This window comes from Micromonospora sp. BQ32 (assembly GCF_059358895.1).
Window position 1 is genome coordinate 138,384 of the sequence record NZ_JCADBI010000008.1, and the last position, 15,860, is coordinate 154,243.

16 protein-coding genes are annotated in these 15,860 nt (G+C 72.3%); 4 read left to right on the forward strand and 12 right to left on the reverse strand.

The features are described from left to right. Positions 1-78: 78 nt before the first annotated feature. The 3 genes from AC5L30_RS17450 to AC5L30_RS17460 form a co-directional block, all read right to left on the reverse strand. Positions 79-933: a YwqG family protein gene (locus AC5L30_RS17450; RefSeq protein ID WP_494868443.1), complete on the reverse strand. Its 855-nt coding sequence runs from the start codon at positions 931-933 to the stop codon at positions 79-81. Between the two features lie 218 nt (positions 934-1,151). Then, positions 1,152-1,520, reverse strand: coding sequence for a DUF4180 domain-containing protein (locus AC5L30_RS17455; RefSeq protein WP_494868444.1), 369 nt, complete (start codon positions 1,518-1,520; stop codon positions 1,152-1,154). Beyond that, a complete protein-coding gene (locus AC5L30_RS17460; protein WP_494868445.1) occupies positions 1,513-1,965 on the reverse strand; it encodes a helix-turn-helix domain-containing protein in 453 nt (150 codons plus the stop codon). Before AC5L30_RS17460 ends, AC5L30_RS17455 begins: the two co-directional genes overlap by 8 nt. Before the next feature lie 169 nt (positions 1,966-2,134). On the opposite strand from AC5L30_RS17460, the gene AC5L30_RS17465 reads away from it, so the two are divergent. Then, positions 2,135-5,410 (forward strand): ATP-binding protein, encoded by a 3,276-nt coding sequence (locus AC5L30_RS17465; protein WP_494868446.1) that lies wholly within the window; start codon positions 2,135-2,137, stop codon positions 5,408-5,410. A 127-nt stretch (positions 5,411-5,537) separates the two neighbouring features. Here AC5L30_RS17465 and AC5L30_RS17470 read toward each other — a convergent pair whose 3' ends face one another. The 3 genes from AC5L30_RS17470 to AC5L30_RS17480 are packed head-to-tail and all read right to left on the reverse strand — an operon-like array spanning position 5,538 to position 7,987. Further along, positions 5,538-6,395: an ABC transporter permease gene (locus tag AC5L30_RS17470; RefSeq protein ID WP_494868447.1), complete on the reverse strand. Its 858-nt coding sequence runs from the start codon at positions 6,393-6,395 to the stop codon at positions 5,538-5,540. Continuing rightward, positions 6,392-7,405, reverse strand: a complete 1,014-nt coding sequence (locus tag AC5L30_RS17475) for an ATP-binding cassette domain-containing protein (RefSeq protein WP_494868449.1) — start codon at positions 7,403-7,405, stop codon at positions 6,392-6,394. The genes AC5L30_RS17470 and AC5L30_RS17475 overlap by 4 nt, the downstream gene beginning before the upstream one ends. Positions 7,406-7,432: 27 nt before the next feature. Next, positions 7,433-7,987 carry an NADPH-dependent FMN reductase gene (locus AC5L30_RS17480; RefSeq protein ID WP_494868450.1) on the reverse strand — a complete coding sequence of 185 codons (555 nt, stop codon included), beginning with the start codon at positions 7,985-7,987 and terminating at the stop codon, positions 7,433-7,435. Positions 7,988-8,119: 132 nt separating this feature from the next. Here AC5L30_RS17480 and AC5L30_RS17485 point away from each other — a divergent pair, with 132 nt between their 5' ends. Then, the gene (locus AC5L30_RS17485) at positions 8,120-8,635 is read left to right on the forward strand and encodes a GNAT family N-acetyltransferase (RefSeq protein ID WP_494868451.1); all 516 of its coding nucleotides are present in this window, start codon (positions 8,120-8,122) and stop codon (positions 8,633-8,635) included. A gap of 25 nt (positions 8,636-8,660) precedes the next feature. Here the strand turns inward: AC5L30_RS17485 and AC5L30_RS17490 are convergent, their stop codons facing one another. Both AC5L30_RS17490 and AC5L30_RS17495 read right to left on the reverse strand, forming a co-directional pair. Further along, a complete protein-coding gene (locus tag AC5L30_RS17490; RefSeq protein ID WP_494868452.1) occupies positions 8,661-9,647 on the reverse strand; it encodes an aldo/keto reductase in 987 nt (328 codons plus the stop codon). Positions 9,648-9,728: 81 nt separating this feature from the next. Further along, positions 9,729-10,481, reverse strand: coding sequence for an SDR family oxidoreductase (locus tag AC5L30_RS17495; protein WP_494868453.1), 753 nt, complete (start codon positions 10,479-10,481; stop codon positions 9,729-9,731). A 102-nt stretch (positions 10,482-10,583) separates the two neighbouring features. Between AC5L30_RS17495 and AC5L30_RS17500 the strand changes: the two genes are divergently transcribed. Continuing rightward, positions 10,584-11,426: a helix-turn-helix transcriptional regulator gene (locus tag AC5L30_RS17500; protein WP_494868454.1), complete on the forward strand. Its 843-nt coding sequence runs from the start codon at positions 10,584-10,586 to the stop codon at positions 11,424-11,426. Here AC5L30_RS17500 and AC5L30_RS17505 read toward each other — a convergent pair. Further along, on the reverse strand, positions 11,384-12,391 hold the full coding sequence (locus tag AC5L30_RS17505) for an ArsR/SmtB family transcription factor (RefSeq protein WP_494868598.1): 1,008 nt from the start codon (positions 12,389-12,391) through the stop codon (positions 11,384-11,386). The two genes, AC5L30_RS17500 and AC5L30_RS17505, sit on opposite strands and share 43 nt — an antisense overlap. Positions 12,392-12,520: 129 nt before the next feature. Here AC5L30_RS17505 and AC5L30_RS17510 point away from each other — a divergent pair, with 129 nt between their 5' ends. After that, positions 12,521-13,051 (forward strand): nuclear transport factor 2 family protein, encoded by a 531-nt coding sequence (locus AC5L30_RS17510; RefSeq protein ID WP_494868456.1) that lies wholly within the window; start codon positions 12,521-12,523, stop codon positions 13,049-13,051. Positions 13,052-13,128: 77 nt separating this feature from the next. On the opposite strand, the gene AC5L30_RS17515 is transcribed toward AC5L30_RS17510, so the two are convergent. The 3 genes from AC5L30_RS17515 to AC5L30_RS17525 all read right to left on the reverse strand — a co-directional run bounded on the left by AC5L30_RS17515 (position 13,129) and on the right by AC5L30_RS17525 (position 15,816). After that, on the reverse strand, positions 13,129-13,824 hold the full coding sequence (locus tag AC5L30_RS17515; RefSeq protein ID WP_494868457.1) for a hypothetical protein: 696 nt from the start codon (positions 13,822-13,824) through the stop codon (positions 13,129-13,131). A gap of 77 nt (positions 13,825-13,901) precedes the next feature. Continuing rightward, positions 13,902-14,753 carry an aldo/keto reductase gene (locus AC5L30_RS17520; RefSeq protein WP_494868458.1) on the reverse strand — a complete coding sequence of 284 codons (852 nt, stop codon included), beginning with the start codon at positions 14,751-14,753 and terminating at the stop codon, positions 13,902-13,904. A gap of 97 nt (positions 14,754-14,850) precedes the next feature. Next, positions 14,851-15,816 carry a LysR family transcriptional regulator gene (locus AC5L30_RS17525; RefSeq protein WP_494868459.1) on the reverse strand — a complete coding sequence of 322 codons (966 nt, stop codon included), beginning with the start codon at positions 15,814-15,816 and terminating at the stop codon, positions 14,851-14,853. Between the last annotated feature and the right edge of the window lie 44 nt (positions 15,817-15,860).

The following is a 15,860-nucleotide window of genomic DNA, read 5'->3' on the forward strand; positions in this document are numbered from 1 at the left end:
TCCAGTGCCGTCCCGACCGGCTCTGGTCCACTGGCTGGCAGCGATCGGCCCGGTCGACGCTCACGGGGGCGAGCGGACTCACGGGTTCCAGTAGACGAGGACCCTGGCCTGGTCGAAGCGTCGCTCTTTCAGGTCGGCACGCTGGATCACCCAGTGGATGCTCGCGCCGCCCTGTCTGCCGCCGTGGAACTCGGCCAGCACAACCCAGTCACCATGGTCGGGTGCCCCACCATCGCGCCCCGACCCGTCGTGGCCGGACCGGCCCGAGGGGTTGGCGCCCAACCACGCGGGGTTGAAACCGTTGCAGTCAGTGCCGTAGCCGCCCAACAGCAGCGGCGTTGTCCCGCCTTCATAGGAGAACGGGCCGTCCGGCACCTCGCCCAGGACGTCCTGCCACACCTTGGTCATCTCTTCGAACGGGGGATCTCCCGGCAGCGGCGGAGACCACGGGGGCCCCGGGATCGTCTTGACGTAGGGCAGAGAGATGTCGACAGTGAGGTGCAGATCGCCCTGCGGGATCTCCGTGTAGACCTCGGCGAACTCCTCGTCGTCGGGAGGGAAGTCAGGCGGATACTGCTCTCGCTCCTCGACCGCCACGCCTGCCGGCACATACCTGACCTCGCCCCAGCCGCTTTCCTCGGGCCAGCCGAACAGCAGCAGTTGGCCGTCGGACGGTAGGGGAAGGTCGGTCACGTCCGCCGGAAGAGCAGCGCAGTCGATGGTGGCGATCAACGGGTACTCGGGGTCCTCGGCGTCGGCCGGAAGCATCACCGGCCCACGGATGGCGCCCACTACCGGCCCGTCACCCCCTTGTGTCAGAAAGGCAGACGGGCGGGCGAGCCCCAGCCAGCGCTCCACGTCGGCGGCGGATATGCCGCGGCGCAGCGCCTCGGCGCGGACCTGATCGATGATTCTCACGTTTCGGGGAAGCACGGGAGCACCGTAGGTCAACCGTGCGACGTCCTCGACCCCGCCGGATGGTGGCTGCCCGGAAGGCAGGCGCCCCTGCAATCGATACCGCGATTTGCCGGCAACGGGTGCTCGCCTGAGGAGTGGCTGGCCTATCTGCGCTGGGCGGCCGAGCAGGCTCGGGTCAGGGGCGTGGAGCCGGACGCGGTGGAGACGGCGGTCGTGCCCGACCGGTGAGGTGGCTATCGGGCAGCCCGGAGGCGGGCGTCGAGTGCGTCCAAGTCGGGGACGAACCAGATCTGCCCGCCCTGGTTCGACTCGTGCACCAGGGCGCGCAACGCGGAACTCTCCGCGAGCTGCGCCGAGATGTCACCGACGACGGCCAGCCGCACCCGGTAGTTGACGAACTTCTGCATCACGTCGCCGGCGAAGCGGGTGCCCAACGAGAAGAAGCGCTCGTCGAGCCGGTCGGCCGGCACGGCCACCACCTGGGCGCCGAGGAACGCCGCGCCGATCAGGTCCAGCGCGTCCTGCTCGGTGGCGACCGGCGGCCCCGCCGGGTCGCAGACCAGCACCGGCACCCCGGCGCGTTCCTGGATCTCGTCAGACATCGCGAACCTCCCGGTTGAGCAGGCCATTGTCGGCGTTGAGGACGGCGTCGAGCAGGTGCAGCAGTTCCGCGGTGGCGGCCGGATCACCCAGGATGATGATCTTCATGCGGTGGCGTGCCTCGTCGTGCACCGTCTGCACCCGCAGCGGGTGGGCCTGGTCGTGGCCGGTGTTGGCGCTGGTGAGCACGAGCGTGCCGAGCCGGTCGGCGGCGGCCCGGTCGACACCGTCGATCTGGACGATGCTCGACACCTCCGCCTGCCTGGTGACGCTGGGCGCGGCCGGGGCCTGCCCGGTGAGGGCGTCGAGATCGTTGGCGGCGATCCGGTACTGCTTGCCGATCCGCACCGCCCGGAGCCGGCCCGAGCGGATGTAGCCACGCACAGTGCGCACGTGCAGGTTGAGCCGGTCGGCCACCTGCTCGACCGAGTACATTTCTTCCGTCATCGTCTGGCAACACTACCCGTATAGGGAAGTTTAGGGAAGGTTGATGCCCGATTCGTTCACGACATCAGCTCCACAGGGCCCGAAGCCAGCAGAAGGGCCACACCCCGCGAGGCGTTCGGCCGGTTAACCCGCCCGCGCTGTCGGACGGTTCCAGTACCGTCTGGAAACCATGGACGCGCTCGGCGACGCCATCATCGGGCGGGATCACCCCGCGGGCCTGCTGCGCGCCGAGTTGGATCGCGCCACCACCAGCCACGGCGGTCTCGTCCTGGTCACCGGCGAGCCGGGCATCGGCAAGACGACCCTCGTCACGTCGGCGGCCCGGGAGGCCCGGCAGCGAGGCGCGCTGGTGCTCGGTGCCGCCTGCTGGGATTCCGACAGCGCCCCCGGCTACTGGCCGTGGGTGCAGGTGCTGCGTGCCCTGCGGCGCTCCGCCGACGACTGGGCGGTGGCGCGGCAATCCGCCGAGCCGGCCCTCGCGGCCCTGCTCGGCCAGTCCGGCGCCGACGGCGAGCAGACCGGCCGCCTCGTCAGTTGGGCCGGCGTCGACCCCGGCCCGGACGTCGCCGATCAGGAGGCGTTCGCGCTGTACGACGCGGTGACCGCCGCGCTGGTCGCCGTCTCTCAGCACCGGCCGGTCGTGGTCGTCCTCGACGACCTGCACTGGGCCGACCCGGCCTCACTGCGGTTGCTGAGCTTCGCCGCCCAGCACACCTGGTTCGAGCGGCTCCTGCTGATCGGCACCTACCGCGACGCCGAGGTCGACTCGGGCGAGCATCCGCTGCGCCCGCTGCTGATGCCGCTGGTCGCGAAGGCCACCACGATCACCCTCACCGGTTTCACCCGCGACGAGGTGGCCGCACTGATGACCCGGACCGCCGGCCGGGAGCCCGAGGCCAGCCTGGTCGACGAGGTGCACCGGCGCACCGGCGGCAACCCGTTCTTCGTCGAGCAGACCGCACGGCTGTGGCACGCCGACGACGCGGTCGGCACGATCGCACCCGGCGTACGGGAGGCGGTGCGCCGCCGCCTGGCCCAACTGCCCGCCACCGTGGTCGAGGCGCTGACCGTCGCCGCCGTGCTGGGCCGCGAGTTCCACCGTCAGGTCCTCGCGGCCTGCGCGGCCGCACCGGCGGCGCAGGTCGACCGGCTGCTCGACCGGGCGGTGACCGCCCGACTGGTGATCGCCCGCGGCGGTGGCCGCTTCGCCTTCGCCCACGACCTGGTCCGCGAAACCCTCTACGACGGGCTGACCGACGACGACCGGCGGGCCCGGCACGGCGCGGTCGTCCGGGCGGTCGACGACCTGCAAGAGCTCACCGATCGGCTGATCCCGGCCGACCTCGCCCGCCACGCCTACCTGGCCGGCCCCGCGCTCGACCGGGCCCGGGTGGCCACGCTGCTGGTCGCCGCCGGCCGGGACGCGTTCGCCCGACTGGCCGGCGACGAGGCGGCGGTGCACTTTCGCCGAGCCCTCGAGGTCGTCGAGGACCCGGCACAACGAGTACGGATCCTCGTCGAGTTCGCCGAGTCGCACTACCACCACTCCGGCCGGGAAGAGGTCACGCGACTACTGACCGAGGCCGCCAGGCTGGCCCGTTCACTCGACGACCCGGTGCTGCTGGCCCGGGTCGCGCTCACCGTGAACCGCTCCCGCCAGGTGGACACCGCCCAGTCGATGGAGGCGGCAGAGCTGGTGCGCGAGGCGTACCGCCGGTTGATCGGCGAACCGGGCGACACCGCGACGGTCGGCGCCCTGGTCGCCGACCTGATCACCGCCAGCGAGACGATCGCCCGTCGAGGGCAGGACGACGAGGCGCTCACCTTCAGCCTCTGGGCCCGCCACGACACGACCTGGGGGCTCGGCACCGCCGCGACCCGAGCCGCGCTCACCGCCGAGATCCGGGACGTGGCCCGCCGGACGGGCGACCGGGAGACCGAGCTGTGGGCCACCTCGCTGCGCTGGGTGGCGCTGCTGGAGTTGGGCGACCCCCGCTTCGCCGAGGAGCTCACCACCTTCGTCGAGGCCGAACGGGAGGGCGACTTCGCCCGGCACCGGATGGCCGCCGCCGTCGACAGCGGGATCATCGCGGCCTTCCGGGGCGACTTCGCCAGGGCCGACGAGCGGTTCGCCGTCCTCACCGACCAGACCGACCCGGGCCACATCGAGTTCGGGTTCATGGGCCATCACCTTCGCTGGTCCCGGCTGCTGCTCCAGGGCCGGGTCGCCGAGGCCGCCGCGCTCGTGGACGGGCTGGCCCCGACCGACTACCCCTACCGGGAGCTGCTGCGGGCGATCACCGCGGCCGAGCGGGGCGACGGCGAGACGGCGATCCGGCTGACCGCCGGCATCGAGGCCGCCGGCATCCGGTACCCGCGCCCGGTGTCACCGCTCTGGCTACGGTTACGCGCGCAGGTCGCCGCCGCGTCCGCCGACCCCAAGCGCTGCGACGCCGCGCGGGCCGCGCTGACCCCGCACCGTGGAGAGTGGACGGTGGGGCTTTTCGGTTGCGATATCAGTGGCCCCGTCGACCACTGGCTGGCGCTGATCGACGCCGCCCAGGCACGCTGGGACGACGCCATCGTCGGCTTCGCCGCCGCCCGTGACTCCGCCGATCGGCTGGGCTCCCGGCCCTGGTCGCTGCTCGCCCGCACCGGCCTCGCGAACGCCCTGGCCGGCCGAGGCCAGCCGGGCGACACCGCGACGCTGACCGCGCTGCGCGCCGCCGTCGCCCAGGAGGCGACCGCGCTCGGCATGACGCAGGTGCTCCATTGGCTCGCCGACCCGACGGCCGCCGACGCCGACCGCTCGGGCCAGGCCGTCGGGTTGGTCCGGGCTGCTGGGTCGGGTCAGGTTGTCGCGCCCGGCCAGGTCGCGCCGGTCGCGGCTGCGATCGAGGGGTACGAGTTTCGGCGCGACGGGCCGGTCTGGCAGCTCGCGTACGACGGTGTCGTGGTGCACCTGCCCGACGCCAAGGGGTTGCACGACCTGCACCTGCTGCTCAGCCGCCCGGGCAGCGACGTACCGGCGGTCGAACTGCTCGACCCGACCGCAGGGCCGGAGCTGGTGGCCGCCCGCCGGATGGGCGCCGACCCGGTCCTCGACGACGAGGCGAAGGCCCGCTACCGGCGGCACCTGGCCCGCCTCGACGAGGAGATCGACCGGGCTGCCGCCCGCGACGACGACCGGAAGGTGTCCAGGCTGGACGCCGAGCGGGGTGCGTTGCTCGACGAGCTGCGTGCCGCGGCGGGCCTCGCCGGCCGGAGCCGCCGCCTGGGCGACGAGGCCGAACGGGCCCGCAAGACGGTGACCGCGCGAATCCGCGACACGCTACGCAAGCTCGACGACCGACACCCGGCCCTCGCCGGCCACCTGCGCGACTCCGTCTCCACCGGCAGCACCTGCCGCTACCTGCCGCCCGAGCCGCTGCCCTGGCGGCTCTGACCCCACCCCCACCCCTGCGCGATCTTGCACTTTCGGTCGCCGGTTCAGGTGGATTTGCCACCTTTATCGGGCCAGTAAGTGCAAGATCGCGGGGGTGGGGGTGGGGGTGGGGTTAGGAGCGCCGGGTTCAGCGGCGGTTGTACTTGTACATGGTCAGGGTGCCGAAGACGAGGACGAAGCCGGCGCTCCACAGCAGCAGCCACATGGTGGCCGCCGGGTCGGAGTCGCCGCTCATCGCTCCCCGGATCGCGGCCACCAGCTGCGTCACCGGGTTGACCTTCACGAACGCCTGGAGCCAGCCGGGCATGGTGCTCGGCTCGACGAAGACGTTGCTCAGGAACGTCAGCGGGAACAGCACCATCATGCTGACCCCCATCACCGACTTCTCGCTGCGCAGGATCAGCCCGAAGAACGTCCACACCCAGGAGAACGCGAACGAGAAGACCACCAGCAGCCCGATCCCGGTGGCGACCCCGACCACCCCGCCCTCGGGCCGGAACCCGAGCACCAGCCCGAGGCCCAGGATCACCACGGCGGCGAGGATGTAGCGCAGCACGTCGCCGAAGATCATGCCGACCAGGGCGGCTGGGCGCCAGACGGGCAGCGTCCGGAACCGGTCGAAGATGCCCTTCTCGATGTCGGTGTTGAGGCCGATGCCGGTGTACATGGTGATCATGACGACGCTGGTCACCATGATGCCGGGCAGGAAGAACTGCAGGTATTCGCGCGGGCTGCCGGCGAGGGCGCCACCGAACAGGTACGTGAACATCAGCACCATGATGATCGGGAACGCGGTCACGTCGAAGAGCTGCTCCGGCACGTGCTTGATCTTCAGCATGGCCCGCCAGCCGAAGGTGAGCGACGCGCCCAGCGCACTCGGCCGGGGCGGTCGGGCACCGGGCGCGAGCACTGTCGCCAGCGCCTCGGCGGACGGGACGTAGACGGACGGCGCCCGTTCGGTCGTGGTGGTCGTGGTGTCGCTCATCGGGCTGCCTCCAGCTCGTCGTCGCGCTCGTCGGTCGGCACGGCGGGGTGGTCGGTCAGGGCCAGGAAGACCTCATCGAGGCTCGGCTGGCCGAGGGAGAAGTTGTCGACCACGATGCCGGCGCGAGCCAGGTCGCTGAGCACGCGAGCGGCCTGGGCGCTGGCGTCGAGGTCGGTGCCGGCTTCACCGACGCGGGCGGTCAACGCCACCGGATCCGCGGCGAGCTGGACCGGCACGCCGAGCGCCTCCCGGAGCACCCGCTCCGCCTCGGGCCGCTGCCCGGGATCGCGCAGTCGCAGGTGGACGGTGCCGGAGCCGATCGACGACTTCAACTCACCCGGGGTGCCCTCCGCGATCACCCGGCCGTGGTCGACGACCGCGATCCGCCCGGCGAGCTGGTCGGCCTCGTCGAGGTACTGGGTGGTCAGCAGCACCGTCGTGCCGTGCGACACCACGGCCCGGACGATCTCCCACACCTGGTTGCGGCTGCGCGGGTCGAGGCCGGTCGTGGGCTCGTCGAGGAAGAGCAGATCCGGGGTGTTCAGGATGCTGGCGGCGATGTCGATGCGTCGTCGCATCCCGCCCGAGTACTTCTTCACCTGGCGGTCGCTCGCCTCGGTCAGCCCGAACGCGGCCAGCAGGGTCGCCGCCCGCTCCCGAGCGGCCGGCTTGCGCAGGCCGAGCAGGCGGGCGAGGAGCACCAGGTTCTCCGTACCGGTCAGGTCCTCGTCGACGGAGGCGTACTGGCCGGTGAGGCTGACCCGGGAACGGACCTTGTCGGCCTCGGTGAGCACGTCGTGCCCGAACACCCGGGCCGAGCCGCCGTCGGGTCGCAGCAACGTGGCGAGGACCCGGACCGCGGTGGTCTTGCCCGCGCCGTTCGGGCCGAGCAGACCGTAGACGGTGCCGGCGGGCACCTGGAGATCGATGCCGGCCAGGGCCCGGGTGTCCCCGAACGAGCGGGTGAGACCCTCGGCCTCGATGGCCAGACCGGTGGTGCGTCTACTCATGATCCTTACCTTTCGTGTTGGACGTGTTCAGGAGACGTAGGGTCGAGCCGCCCGGCCGTCGCGCAGCGCCAGACCCCACCAGCGCAGCTGGTCGAGCAGGACGCCGACGTCGCGGCGCAGCTCGTCGGTGCACTGCGCGGTCGGTTCGCCGGCGAGCAGGTCGATCCCGACGACGTCGCGCACCGTCATCGCGTGCAGTGCGGTGAAGACGGTACGGAGCTGGTCGACCGCGTGCAGGCCGGTGGACCGACAGCCGTACGACACGAAGCCGACCGGTTTGGCCTGCCACTCGTCGTACGCGTAGTCGATGGCTTGTTTCAAGGGTGCCGGGAAGCTGTGGTTGTACTCGGGGGTGACCACGACGAACCCGTCCGCCCGACCCACCTCGCGGACGAACGCCCGGATGGACGCGGTCGGCTCGGCGGGGTAGCTGGCCGGGAAGTCGTACTCGGTCAGGTCAACGACCGTCACCGCCAGGTCGTCGTGCCGCGCGGCCTGCTCGACGAACCAGTGGGCGAGGCGGTCGCCGACCCGCCCCTCCCGGGTGCTGCCGACGATCACGGCGATCCGCAACGGTGTCATGGCCACCCCCTTCCATCCTGAAGGCGCGAGGTGACGACCGGCGCCCGCTAGATCCGATCTAGCGGGCCCGGTTTCGGGGCGGAATGTCGGTGGGATCGGCTTGACTGGGGTCTCGACGAACGGGGGAGTGGGATGGCACAGGTACGCATCGAGCCGTGGCACGAGGACGACCTCGACCTGCTGCGGCAGCTCAACTCACCGGACACCCGCAAGCACACCGGCGGCCCGGAGACCGACGAGCAGGTGCTCGCCCGGCACGACCGGTACGTGCGCTTCTCCGGCACCGGGCAGGGCTGCATGTTCACGCTGGTGCTGCCGGACGGGGCACGGGCGGGCAGCGTCGGCTACTGGGCCCGCGAGTGGCGCGACCAACCGGTGTACGAGCTGGGCTGGGCGGTGCTGCCCGCGTACCGGGGGCAGGGTTTGGCCACGGCGGCGGTGCGCGCGGTGCTGGACGCCGCTCGCGCCCGACGGGACCGGCACTACGCCCACGCCTACCCCTCGGTCGACAATCCCGCCTCGAACGCGGTGTGTCGCAAGGCCGGCTTCACGCTGCTCGGCGAGACCGGTTTCGAATACCCGCCGGGGCGGATGATGCGGGCCAACGACTGGCAGCTCGACCTGACCGCCCCACCGACCGTGAGCTGAGGTCGGCGGGGCGGCTGGTGACAGGTCACCAGGTGGTGTCGAGGCGGTGCCGCTGCTCGGCGGTCAGCTCCAGGTCGACCGCTGCCAGGCTCTCCTCCAGTTGCGCCACCGAGGAGGCGCCGACCAGTGGGATGGACGGCAGCTCACCGCCGAGCAACCAGGCGAGCACCACCTGGTTGACCGTGGCGCCGCTCTGCCCGGCCACCTCCCGCAGCGCGGCCAGTCGCCGGGGCGCGCTCGGCAGGTCGTACGCCGCGCTGAGCGGTTTGTCCGCCCGGGTGAACGCCCCCTTGAGCAGTGGCGAGTACGCCACCAGGGTCAGCTTGGGCTCGGCACGCAGGTAGCTGAGCAGGTCACCGCTGACGCCGCCCGGCTCGCCGTCCGGGTCCAGCTCGCTGACCAGGTCGGTGCGGTTCGGCAGGTAGCTGCGGTGGTACTGGAGCACCTCGTACCCGGGCAGGCCGGCGGCGGCGGCCAACGCGCGGGCCCGCTCCACCCGCCAGGCCCGGTGGTTGCTGGCGCCCAGCAGACCCACCGTGCCCTCGGCGACCAGCTCGGCGAAGCCCTCCACGGTTTCCTGGAGCGGCACGGTCCGGTCCTCGATGTGCGCGTAGAGCAGGTCCAGCCGCTCCACCCCGAGCCGTTCCCGGCTGCGCTCCGCGGACTCGCGGATCACCTTGGCGGAGAGCCCTTCGGCGTTGTCCAGGTAACTGGTCCCCGGAGCCAACGGTCGGGCGCCCAGCTTCGTGGCGATGACGATCTCGGCGCCGACGCCCCGGCTGCGCCGCCACCGGCCGAGCAGCTCCTCACTCTGCCCGCCCTGCCCGCCGTCCACCCAGAACGCGTAGTTGTCCGACGTGTCGATGAACGTGCCACCGGCCTCGACGTACCGGTCGAGGATCGCGTACGAGGTGGCCTCGTCGGTGGCGCTGCCGAAGAGCATCGCGCCGAGGCTGAGCACGCTGACCTCGCGCCGGGTCGCCGGGTCAGCGCCGATCGTGCGGTACCGCATGGGGATCTCCTCTCGTGCGCCCTACCGGTGGGCGCACAGGTCACCCTGCCGGCTGGAGCGCACTCCAGGTCAAGCGCTCAGTCACCAGGGCAGCACGCCGTATCCACCGCCGGCGTCCATCTGGAAGCCCCAGAGCAGCCCGTTCGGCCCGTCGGCCGGCAGGGTCGCCAGGTGCACGCTCACCTCGGCGCCCTGTTCGGCGGTGCGGAAGCCGCTGTTGCCGTTCAGGTCGGTGGCGCAGTAGCCCGGGTTCGCCGCGTTCACCTTGATCGGGGTGTCCCGCAGCTCCTTGGCGTACATCGCGGTGAGCATGTTCAGCGCCGCCTTCGACGACGGGTACGGCACGGAGGTCAGCTCGAACAGCGCGCCGTTCGGGTCGGTCATCACCGCGATCGAGCCGACCTCGCTCGACACGTTGACGATTCGGGCGGCCGGTGCGCGGCGCAGCAGCGGCAGCAGCGCGTTGGTCACCGTCACCACCCCGAAGACGTTCGTCTCGTACAGCCGGCGCAGCGTCGTCACGGTCGTCTCGCTGGGTAGCCCCCGCGCACCGTCGGCGAGGATGATGCCGGCGTTGTTGACCAGCACGTCGAGTCGGCCGTACTCCGATTCCACCCGCTTCGCGGCGGCCGTCACCGACTCGGCGTCGGTGATGTCGAGTGGCACGAACACCGCGTCCGCGCCGCCGTCGCGCAACTCCCGCTCGGCTGCCCGTCCGCGCTCGGCGTCCCGGGCGCCCACCAGCACTGTCATCCCGAGGGCGCCGAGCTGCCGGGCGGTGGCGAAGCCGATCCCCTTGTTGGCCCCGGTGATCAGGGCGGTCATGTTCGTCATGCCGTCGAGCGTGTCCGCGCCGACGGCGTGCGGGGAGAGCCGGGCCGAGGCTGGGATCGGTGGTACCACCCTGGCCGGACCAGCCCGAGGCATGCTGGGGGCATGACGAGCAGCGGCCTGCGGCGTGACGAACTGGCGGCGTTCCTGCGTACCCGCCGCGCCCGGCTGCGGCCCGCCGAGGTCGGGCTCCCCGAGGGCGAACGCCGACGCACCCCGGGGCTGCGCCGGCAGGAGGTCGCCCAGCTCGCCGGGATGTCGATCGACTACTACATCCGGCTGGAGCAGGGCCGCGGCCCGCACCCGTCTCGGCAGGTGCTCGCCTCGATGGCCCGGGCGCTGCTGTTGACCCGCGACGAGCGTGAGTACCTGTTCCGGATCGCCGGGGAGAACCCGCCACCGACCGTCGGCCCGAGCCGGGAGGTCGCCCCCGGGCTGCGGCACCTGCTCGACGCGATGACCGAGACTCCTGCGTACCTCGTCGACGCCGCGTACCAGGTGTTGGCCTGGAACCGGCTGGCCACGTACTTCGTGGGTGATCTCGCGGCCGTGCCGGACGCGGACCGCAACATGATCCGTTGGACGTTCCGGCAGCCGGTGACCGACGCCCACTGGACCGACGCGGACGCACGCTGCTTCCTCCAGAGCACGGTGGCGGACCTGCGCGCCGCCTACGGCCGCTACCCGGCCGACCCGGCGATCCGTGAGCTGGTCACCGAACTGCTCGGCACCTCGCCCCGGTTCGCCCGGCTGTGGGCCGAGCACGACGTCGAGGAGCGGCGTCCGTTGATCAAGCGGGTGCCGCATCCCCACCTCGGGTCGTTGGAGTTCGAGTGCCGGGTGTTGCTGGTGCCGGAGACCGAGCAGCGGCTGATCGTCTACGTCCCCGAGCCCGACTCGCCGACTCAGGCGGTGTTCCGCCGGATCGCCGAGCGCGTGGGCTCCTGACCTGAACGGCAGCCGACCAGCCCGTCCCCGTGGTCGGACCGCCGGTAGAGCACGCTGTGGCGCTCCCGGGTGCGCACCACCAGGCCGGAGCGCAGCAGCACCCCCAGGTGGTAGGAGACGGTGGCCGGGGCCAACCGGTGTCGCTCGCTGAGCTGCCCGGTGGACCGGGGTACGTCCAGGTCCGCCAGGATCGCCGCCCGGCTCGCACCGACCAGGTCACCGAGCCGATCCGCGCGGCGCTGGCCCGTCGGCCCGGCGCCGACCGGGTAGACCAGCACGGCGTTGCCCTCGTCGCACAGCTGGGTGGAGAGCTGGGGCCAGGCCAGCGCCGACGGCGCGAGCACCAGCTCCGCGCCGGTCAGCGCCGTGGTGATCCGGTACGAGCTGTCGATGGTCAACGATCTGCCGGTCCAGCCGACCTTCGGGTGCAGGCCGTTCAGCATGCTGCCCACTCCGGCGGTGGCCATCGTGGTGGCCCGCAGGGCCAGCTCAGCCTCCAGCGTGGTCCGCACCACTGGCCACTGCTCGGCGAGCGCGGCCCTCCAGAAGTGGCGCAGCCCGTTGGTGACCCGCCGGGCCAGGGTGCCGTCCTCGACCGCCGTGCGGACCCGCGCCGGGATCCCGCCCGCCGGAAACCGCTCGTTCACCTGCACCGCCACGTCGTCGGCGGCCGTCGCGGCCGTGGCCGCCAACTGCTGCTCGAAGGCCGCGTCGAGCGGGCCCAGCGGCGGCTTCGGCGTGAGCAGGTCCGGCGTGTAGCCGAGCCGACCGGGCGGTGTCACCAGCTCCGCGACCAGGGCCACGTCGGGGTGCCGCAGCGCGGCGCGGGCGGCCGGACCGGGATCGCCGTGCACCGGGTGCCCGAAGCGCGACAGCGCGGCCCGCAGCCAGGACGTCACCTCCGAGGCCGGCGATATCGCCAACCGCAGCCGGGCGAGGCTCGAACCGTCCAGATGCGCGACCATCACAGCGCGGATCGTACAAGCGGGGGCATCGATGTGTGGTCCGCATTCGAGCTGGCTCGAATCACTGGCCGGTTGCGCGTCGGGTCAGGTTGGCTGCGACGGCACAACCACTCGTCCTGAGGAGAACCGATGCGCCCACCTGCCTTCGCCCGTCCCGCCGGCCGGCTCGGCCGTACGATCGCCCTGGTCGGGCTCACCGCCGGTCTGCTGGCCTCGGCTCCGGCCGCGGTGTCGGCCGCCACCCCGAGCCCGGCCGACACCACAACCGGGGACGCGGCGGCCCGCGGCTGCGAGCGCGCCTTCGACCGCGCCGTCCGCGCGTACGTGGAGACCACCGCGCGCCGTGACCTGGATGGCTTCGCCGCGCTGCTGCACCCCGATGTCACCTCCGTCTTCGCCTCCGACGGGGAGGTGCTCGACGGCAAACGAGCCACCGTGGACTGGCTACGCGGGTTCTTCGCCGACGACTCGTGGACCCAGTCCTTCAGCGTGGCGAAGCAGACTGTGGTGGGCTGCCAGACGGGCTTCGTGCTGTTCGACTCCGTCTACGCGGTGCCGGCCACCGGCACCAGGGTGCCGCTGCTGATCGGGGTCAGCTACACGTATCAGCACGGCCGTTGGTTGGTGCTGCAGAACCAGGACTCCGTGGGCCGCATCTGACCGCGGAGGCTGGCAGGGGTCGCCGGCCGGGGGGAGGGGCGGGCGCGCCAGCAGCGGCGACCGCCCCGCGGCGGCGTTCAGGCGGCCTTCTCCAGGGCGGCCACCGCGAGTGGAGCGATCTTCGCGATCAGCGCGCTGCCGGCCGCCAGGTCGCCGTTGCTCGCCGCGGCGTCCACCTCCATGACGAAGTTGCCGCGCACCAGGACGAGAGTGCACTGGTGCCGGATCGCCTTCCCGCTCAGCCGCTCGCAGAAGGTGATCACATCTGGGCCGTCCGGCAGCGGCGGGGGCGACGGCCGCAGGACCGTCGACGTGCGCCCGTCGTCGGGCACCTCGTACCGCTTGCAGGTCGCGAGCACCGACCGCAGTTCGTCGGCGAGCTTGCGCCCGGGCACCTTCAGGTAGCCGACCACGTACTGCCGGACCCACACGGACTCGCCGTCCCAGGTCCGCTCCCGGTAGGCGGTGCGTTTGATGTCCGACGGCAGACTCGCCCTGCACAGGGATATCAGCTTCCACGCCTCGGTGTTCTCGTCGGTGTACTGCGCCGTCTCCGGATGGAACCGGGCGTCCAGGTCCAACATCGCCGCGGTCACCCGGCTGCGGACCTCGCCGGTGGAGGCCGGCGCCGGGCGTGGCTTCGGCGGAGTCGGCGAGGCCGACACGGTCGGCGCGGACCAGCGGGGGGCCTCGGCGGCCTGGCTCGGCGCGCAGCCCGCTGGCCCGAGGAGGAGCAACGACAGCAGAGCCGGGGTGGTGCGGCGGAACGACATTGCCGGGGACGGTCCTTTCACACGGAAGGGGGCCCGGCCGGGCCCCCTTCCGCTGAGCGCCGTCGCCGGCCCGGGCGTTACGCGGGCAGGTAGGCGAAGGTGTCCGGGTTCGGGCCCTGCCGGCCGGCCTCGCCCTTGTCGAGGGCGGTGATCCGCTCCATCGCCGCGTCGTCCAGCTCGAAGTCGAAGATCCGGGTGTTCTCCTCGATCCGCTTCGGGGTGGTCGACTTCGGGAAGATGATGTCGCCGCGCTGCACGTGCCAGCGGAGCACCACCTGCGCCGGGGTCCGGTCGAGCTGCTCGGCGATGTCGACCACGGTCGGGTCGTCGAGCACCTTGCCCTGCGCGATCGGCGACCACGCCTCGGTGAGGATGTTGTGCTCACGGCCGTAGGCGCGGACCTCGTCGTTGGTGAAGTACGGGTGCGCCTCGATCTGGTTGACCGCCGGCACGACGCTCGCCTCGTCGGCCAGCCGCTCCAGGTGCGACACCTGGAAGTTGGACACGCCGATCGAGCGGGCCCGGCCGTCGCGCTGGAACTCCTCCAGCACCTTCCAGGTCGAGACGTAGTCGCCGTCGTACAGGGTCGGCAGCGGCCAGTGGATCAGGAACAGGTCGATGTAGTCCATCTTCAGCGCCGCGAGCGTCGAGTCGAACGCCCGGCGGGCGTCGTCGGGGCGGTGGAAGCCGTTGTTCAGCTTGCTGGTCACGTAGACCGAGCCCCGGTCGAGGCCGGACACGCGGACCGCCTCGCCGACCTCGGCCTCGTTGCCGTACATCTCGGCGGTGTCGATGTGCCGGTAGCCCACCTCGAAGGCGGTGGTCACCGCCGCGACGGTGTCCTTCGGCTCGATCTGGAACACCCCGAAGCCGAGCTGCGGAATGGTGGTGCCGTCGTTCAGGCTGATGTCGGGAATCGTGGGTGCCACTGCGGCTCCTTCGCGTCTTTGTTACCTGTCATCCATACCCGGCCGGGTGGACGATCCACCGCCCAACCGAAGGTGACGAACGCAACGGCGGATCGGTTCACCCGGTCGTGTCGAACAGCACCGGCCACGGCCGGGCCGCCGGCACCGACGGCGCGGGCGGCGCGGGGGCGGTGGGCTCGGCGTCGGCCAGCACCTCCGCGGCGAGTTGACCGAACATCGCCGCCGCCGGGTGCGCCGACCGGTCCGGCCAGGCCGCCGAGGTGCGCTTCGCCAGCGGCGCGTCGGTGACCGGCCGCCAGGCCATCCGAGGTTCCCGGCGGGCCACCGCCGCCGGTTCCACCGCCACCCCGCCGCCGGCCAGCACCAGCCCGCACAGGAACTCCGGGTTGCGGGCCGGGCGCACCCGGGCCGGGCGCCAACCGTGCTGTCGGCACACCGCCAGCAGGTGGTCGTGCCAGCCGGGGGCGGTGGCGCGGGGCGCGGCCACCAGATCCAGACCGGCCAGCGACGCGAGCGTCACCTCGCGGCCGCGGGCCAGCGGCGAGGTCCGCGGCAGCAGCACCCCCAGGGGTACGTCGACCGGCGCGCCGAAGCGCAGCCCGTCCGCCGCCACCGGGTGATGCACGAGCCCCACGTCCAGGGTCCGTTCGGCGAGCATCCGCACCTGCTCAGCCGTGGTCAGCTCGTGCAGCTCCACGTCCAGGCCGGGCGCCCGGGTGGTGAGCCCGTCCAGCAGCGAGCGCAGCGTCACGGCGGGCGTCTCCGGTGGCACCCCGGCCCGGAGTACGCCCAGCTCACCGGCGCGGATCTGCCCCATCAGGCTGCGCAGCCGACCCTCGCCGGCGAGCAGCTCCTGCGCCTCGCCGAGCAGCAGCTCACCGGCGGTGGTGAGGCGTACCTGGCGGCGGGACCGGTCGAACAGCTCGACCGTCAGCTCCCGTTCCAGCCGCTGGATCGACTGGCTCAGCGGCGGCTGGGCCATCCCGAGCAGCTCCGCGGCCCGCCCGAAGTGCAGTTCGTGTGCGACCACCACGAAGTGCCGCAGGTGCCGGAGCAGATCCACGGCCGGGACCCTACGCCAGCGCCGCCCCGGCGGCGCTGGATACC

Bases quoted from the DNA above. Each gene is read 5' to 3' on its own strand.
- AC5L30_RS17455 (WP_494868444.1), bottom strand. From the start codon at position 1,520: ATGTCTGACGAGATCCAGGAACGCGCCGGGGTGCCGGTGCTGGTCTGC.
- AC5L30_RS17460 (WP_494868445.1), bottom strand. From the start codon at position 1,965: ATGACGGAAGAAATGTACTCGGTCGAGCAGGTGGCCGACCGGCTCAAC.
- AC5L30_RS17465 (WP_494868446.1), top strand. From the start codon at position 2,135: ATGGACGCGCTCGGCGACGCCATCATCGGGCGGGATCACCCCGCGGGC.
- AC5L30_RS17470 (WP_494868447.1), bottom strand. From the start codon at position 6,395: ATGAGCGACACCACGACCACCACGACCGAACGGGCGCCGTCCGTCTAC.
- AC5L30_RS17475 (WP_494868449.1), bottom strand. From the start codon at position 7,405: ATGAGTAGACGCACCACCGGTCTGGCCATCGAGGCCGAGGGTCTCACC.
- AC5L30_RS17480 (WP_494868450.1), bottom strand. From the start codon at position 7,987: ATGACACCGTTGCGGATCGCCGTGATCGTCGGCAGCACCCGGGAGGGG.
- AC5L30_RS17485 (WP_494868451.1), top strand. From the start codon at position 8,120: ATGGCACAGGTACGCATCGAGCCGTGGCACGAGGACGACCTCGACCTG.
- AC5L30_RS17490 (WP_494868452.1), bottom strand. From the start codon at position 9,647: ATGCGGTACCGCACGATCGGCGCTGACCCGGCGACCCGGCGCGAGGTC.
- AC5L30_RS17495 (WP_494868453.1), bottom strand. From the start codon at position 10,481: ATGACGAACATGACCGCCCTGATCACCGGGGCCAACAAGGGGATCGGC.
- AC5L30_RS17500 (WP_494868454.1), top strand. From the start codon at position 10,584: ATGACGAGCAGCGGCCTGCGGCGTGACGAACTGGCGGCGTTCCTGCGT.
- AC5L30_RS17505 (WP_494868598.1), bottom strand. From the start codon at position 12,391: ATGGTCGCGCATCTGGACGGTTCGAGCCTCGCCCGGCTGCGGTTGGCG.
- AC5L30_RS17510 (WP_494868456.1), top strand. From the start codon at position 12,521: ATGCGCCCACCTGCCTTCGCCCGTCCCGCCGGCCGGCTCGGCCGTACG.
- AC5L30_RS17515 (WP_494868457.1), bottom strand. From the start codon at position 13,824: ATGTCGTTCCGCCGCACCACCCCGGCTCTGCTGTCGTTGCTCCTCCTC.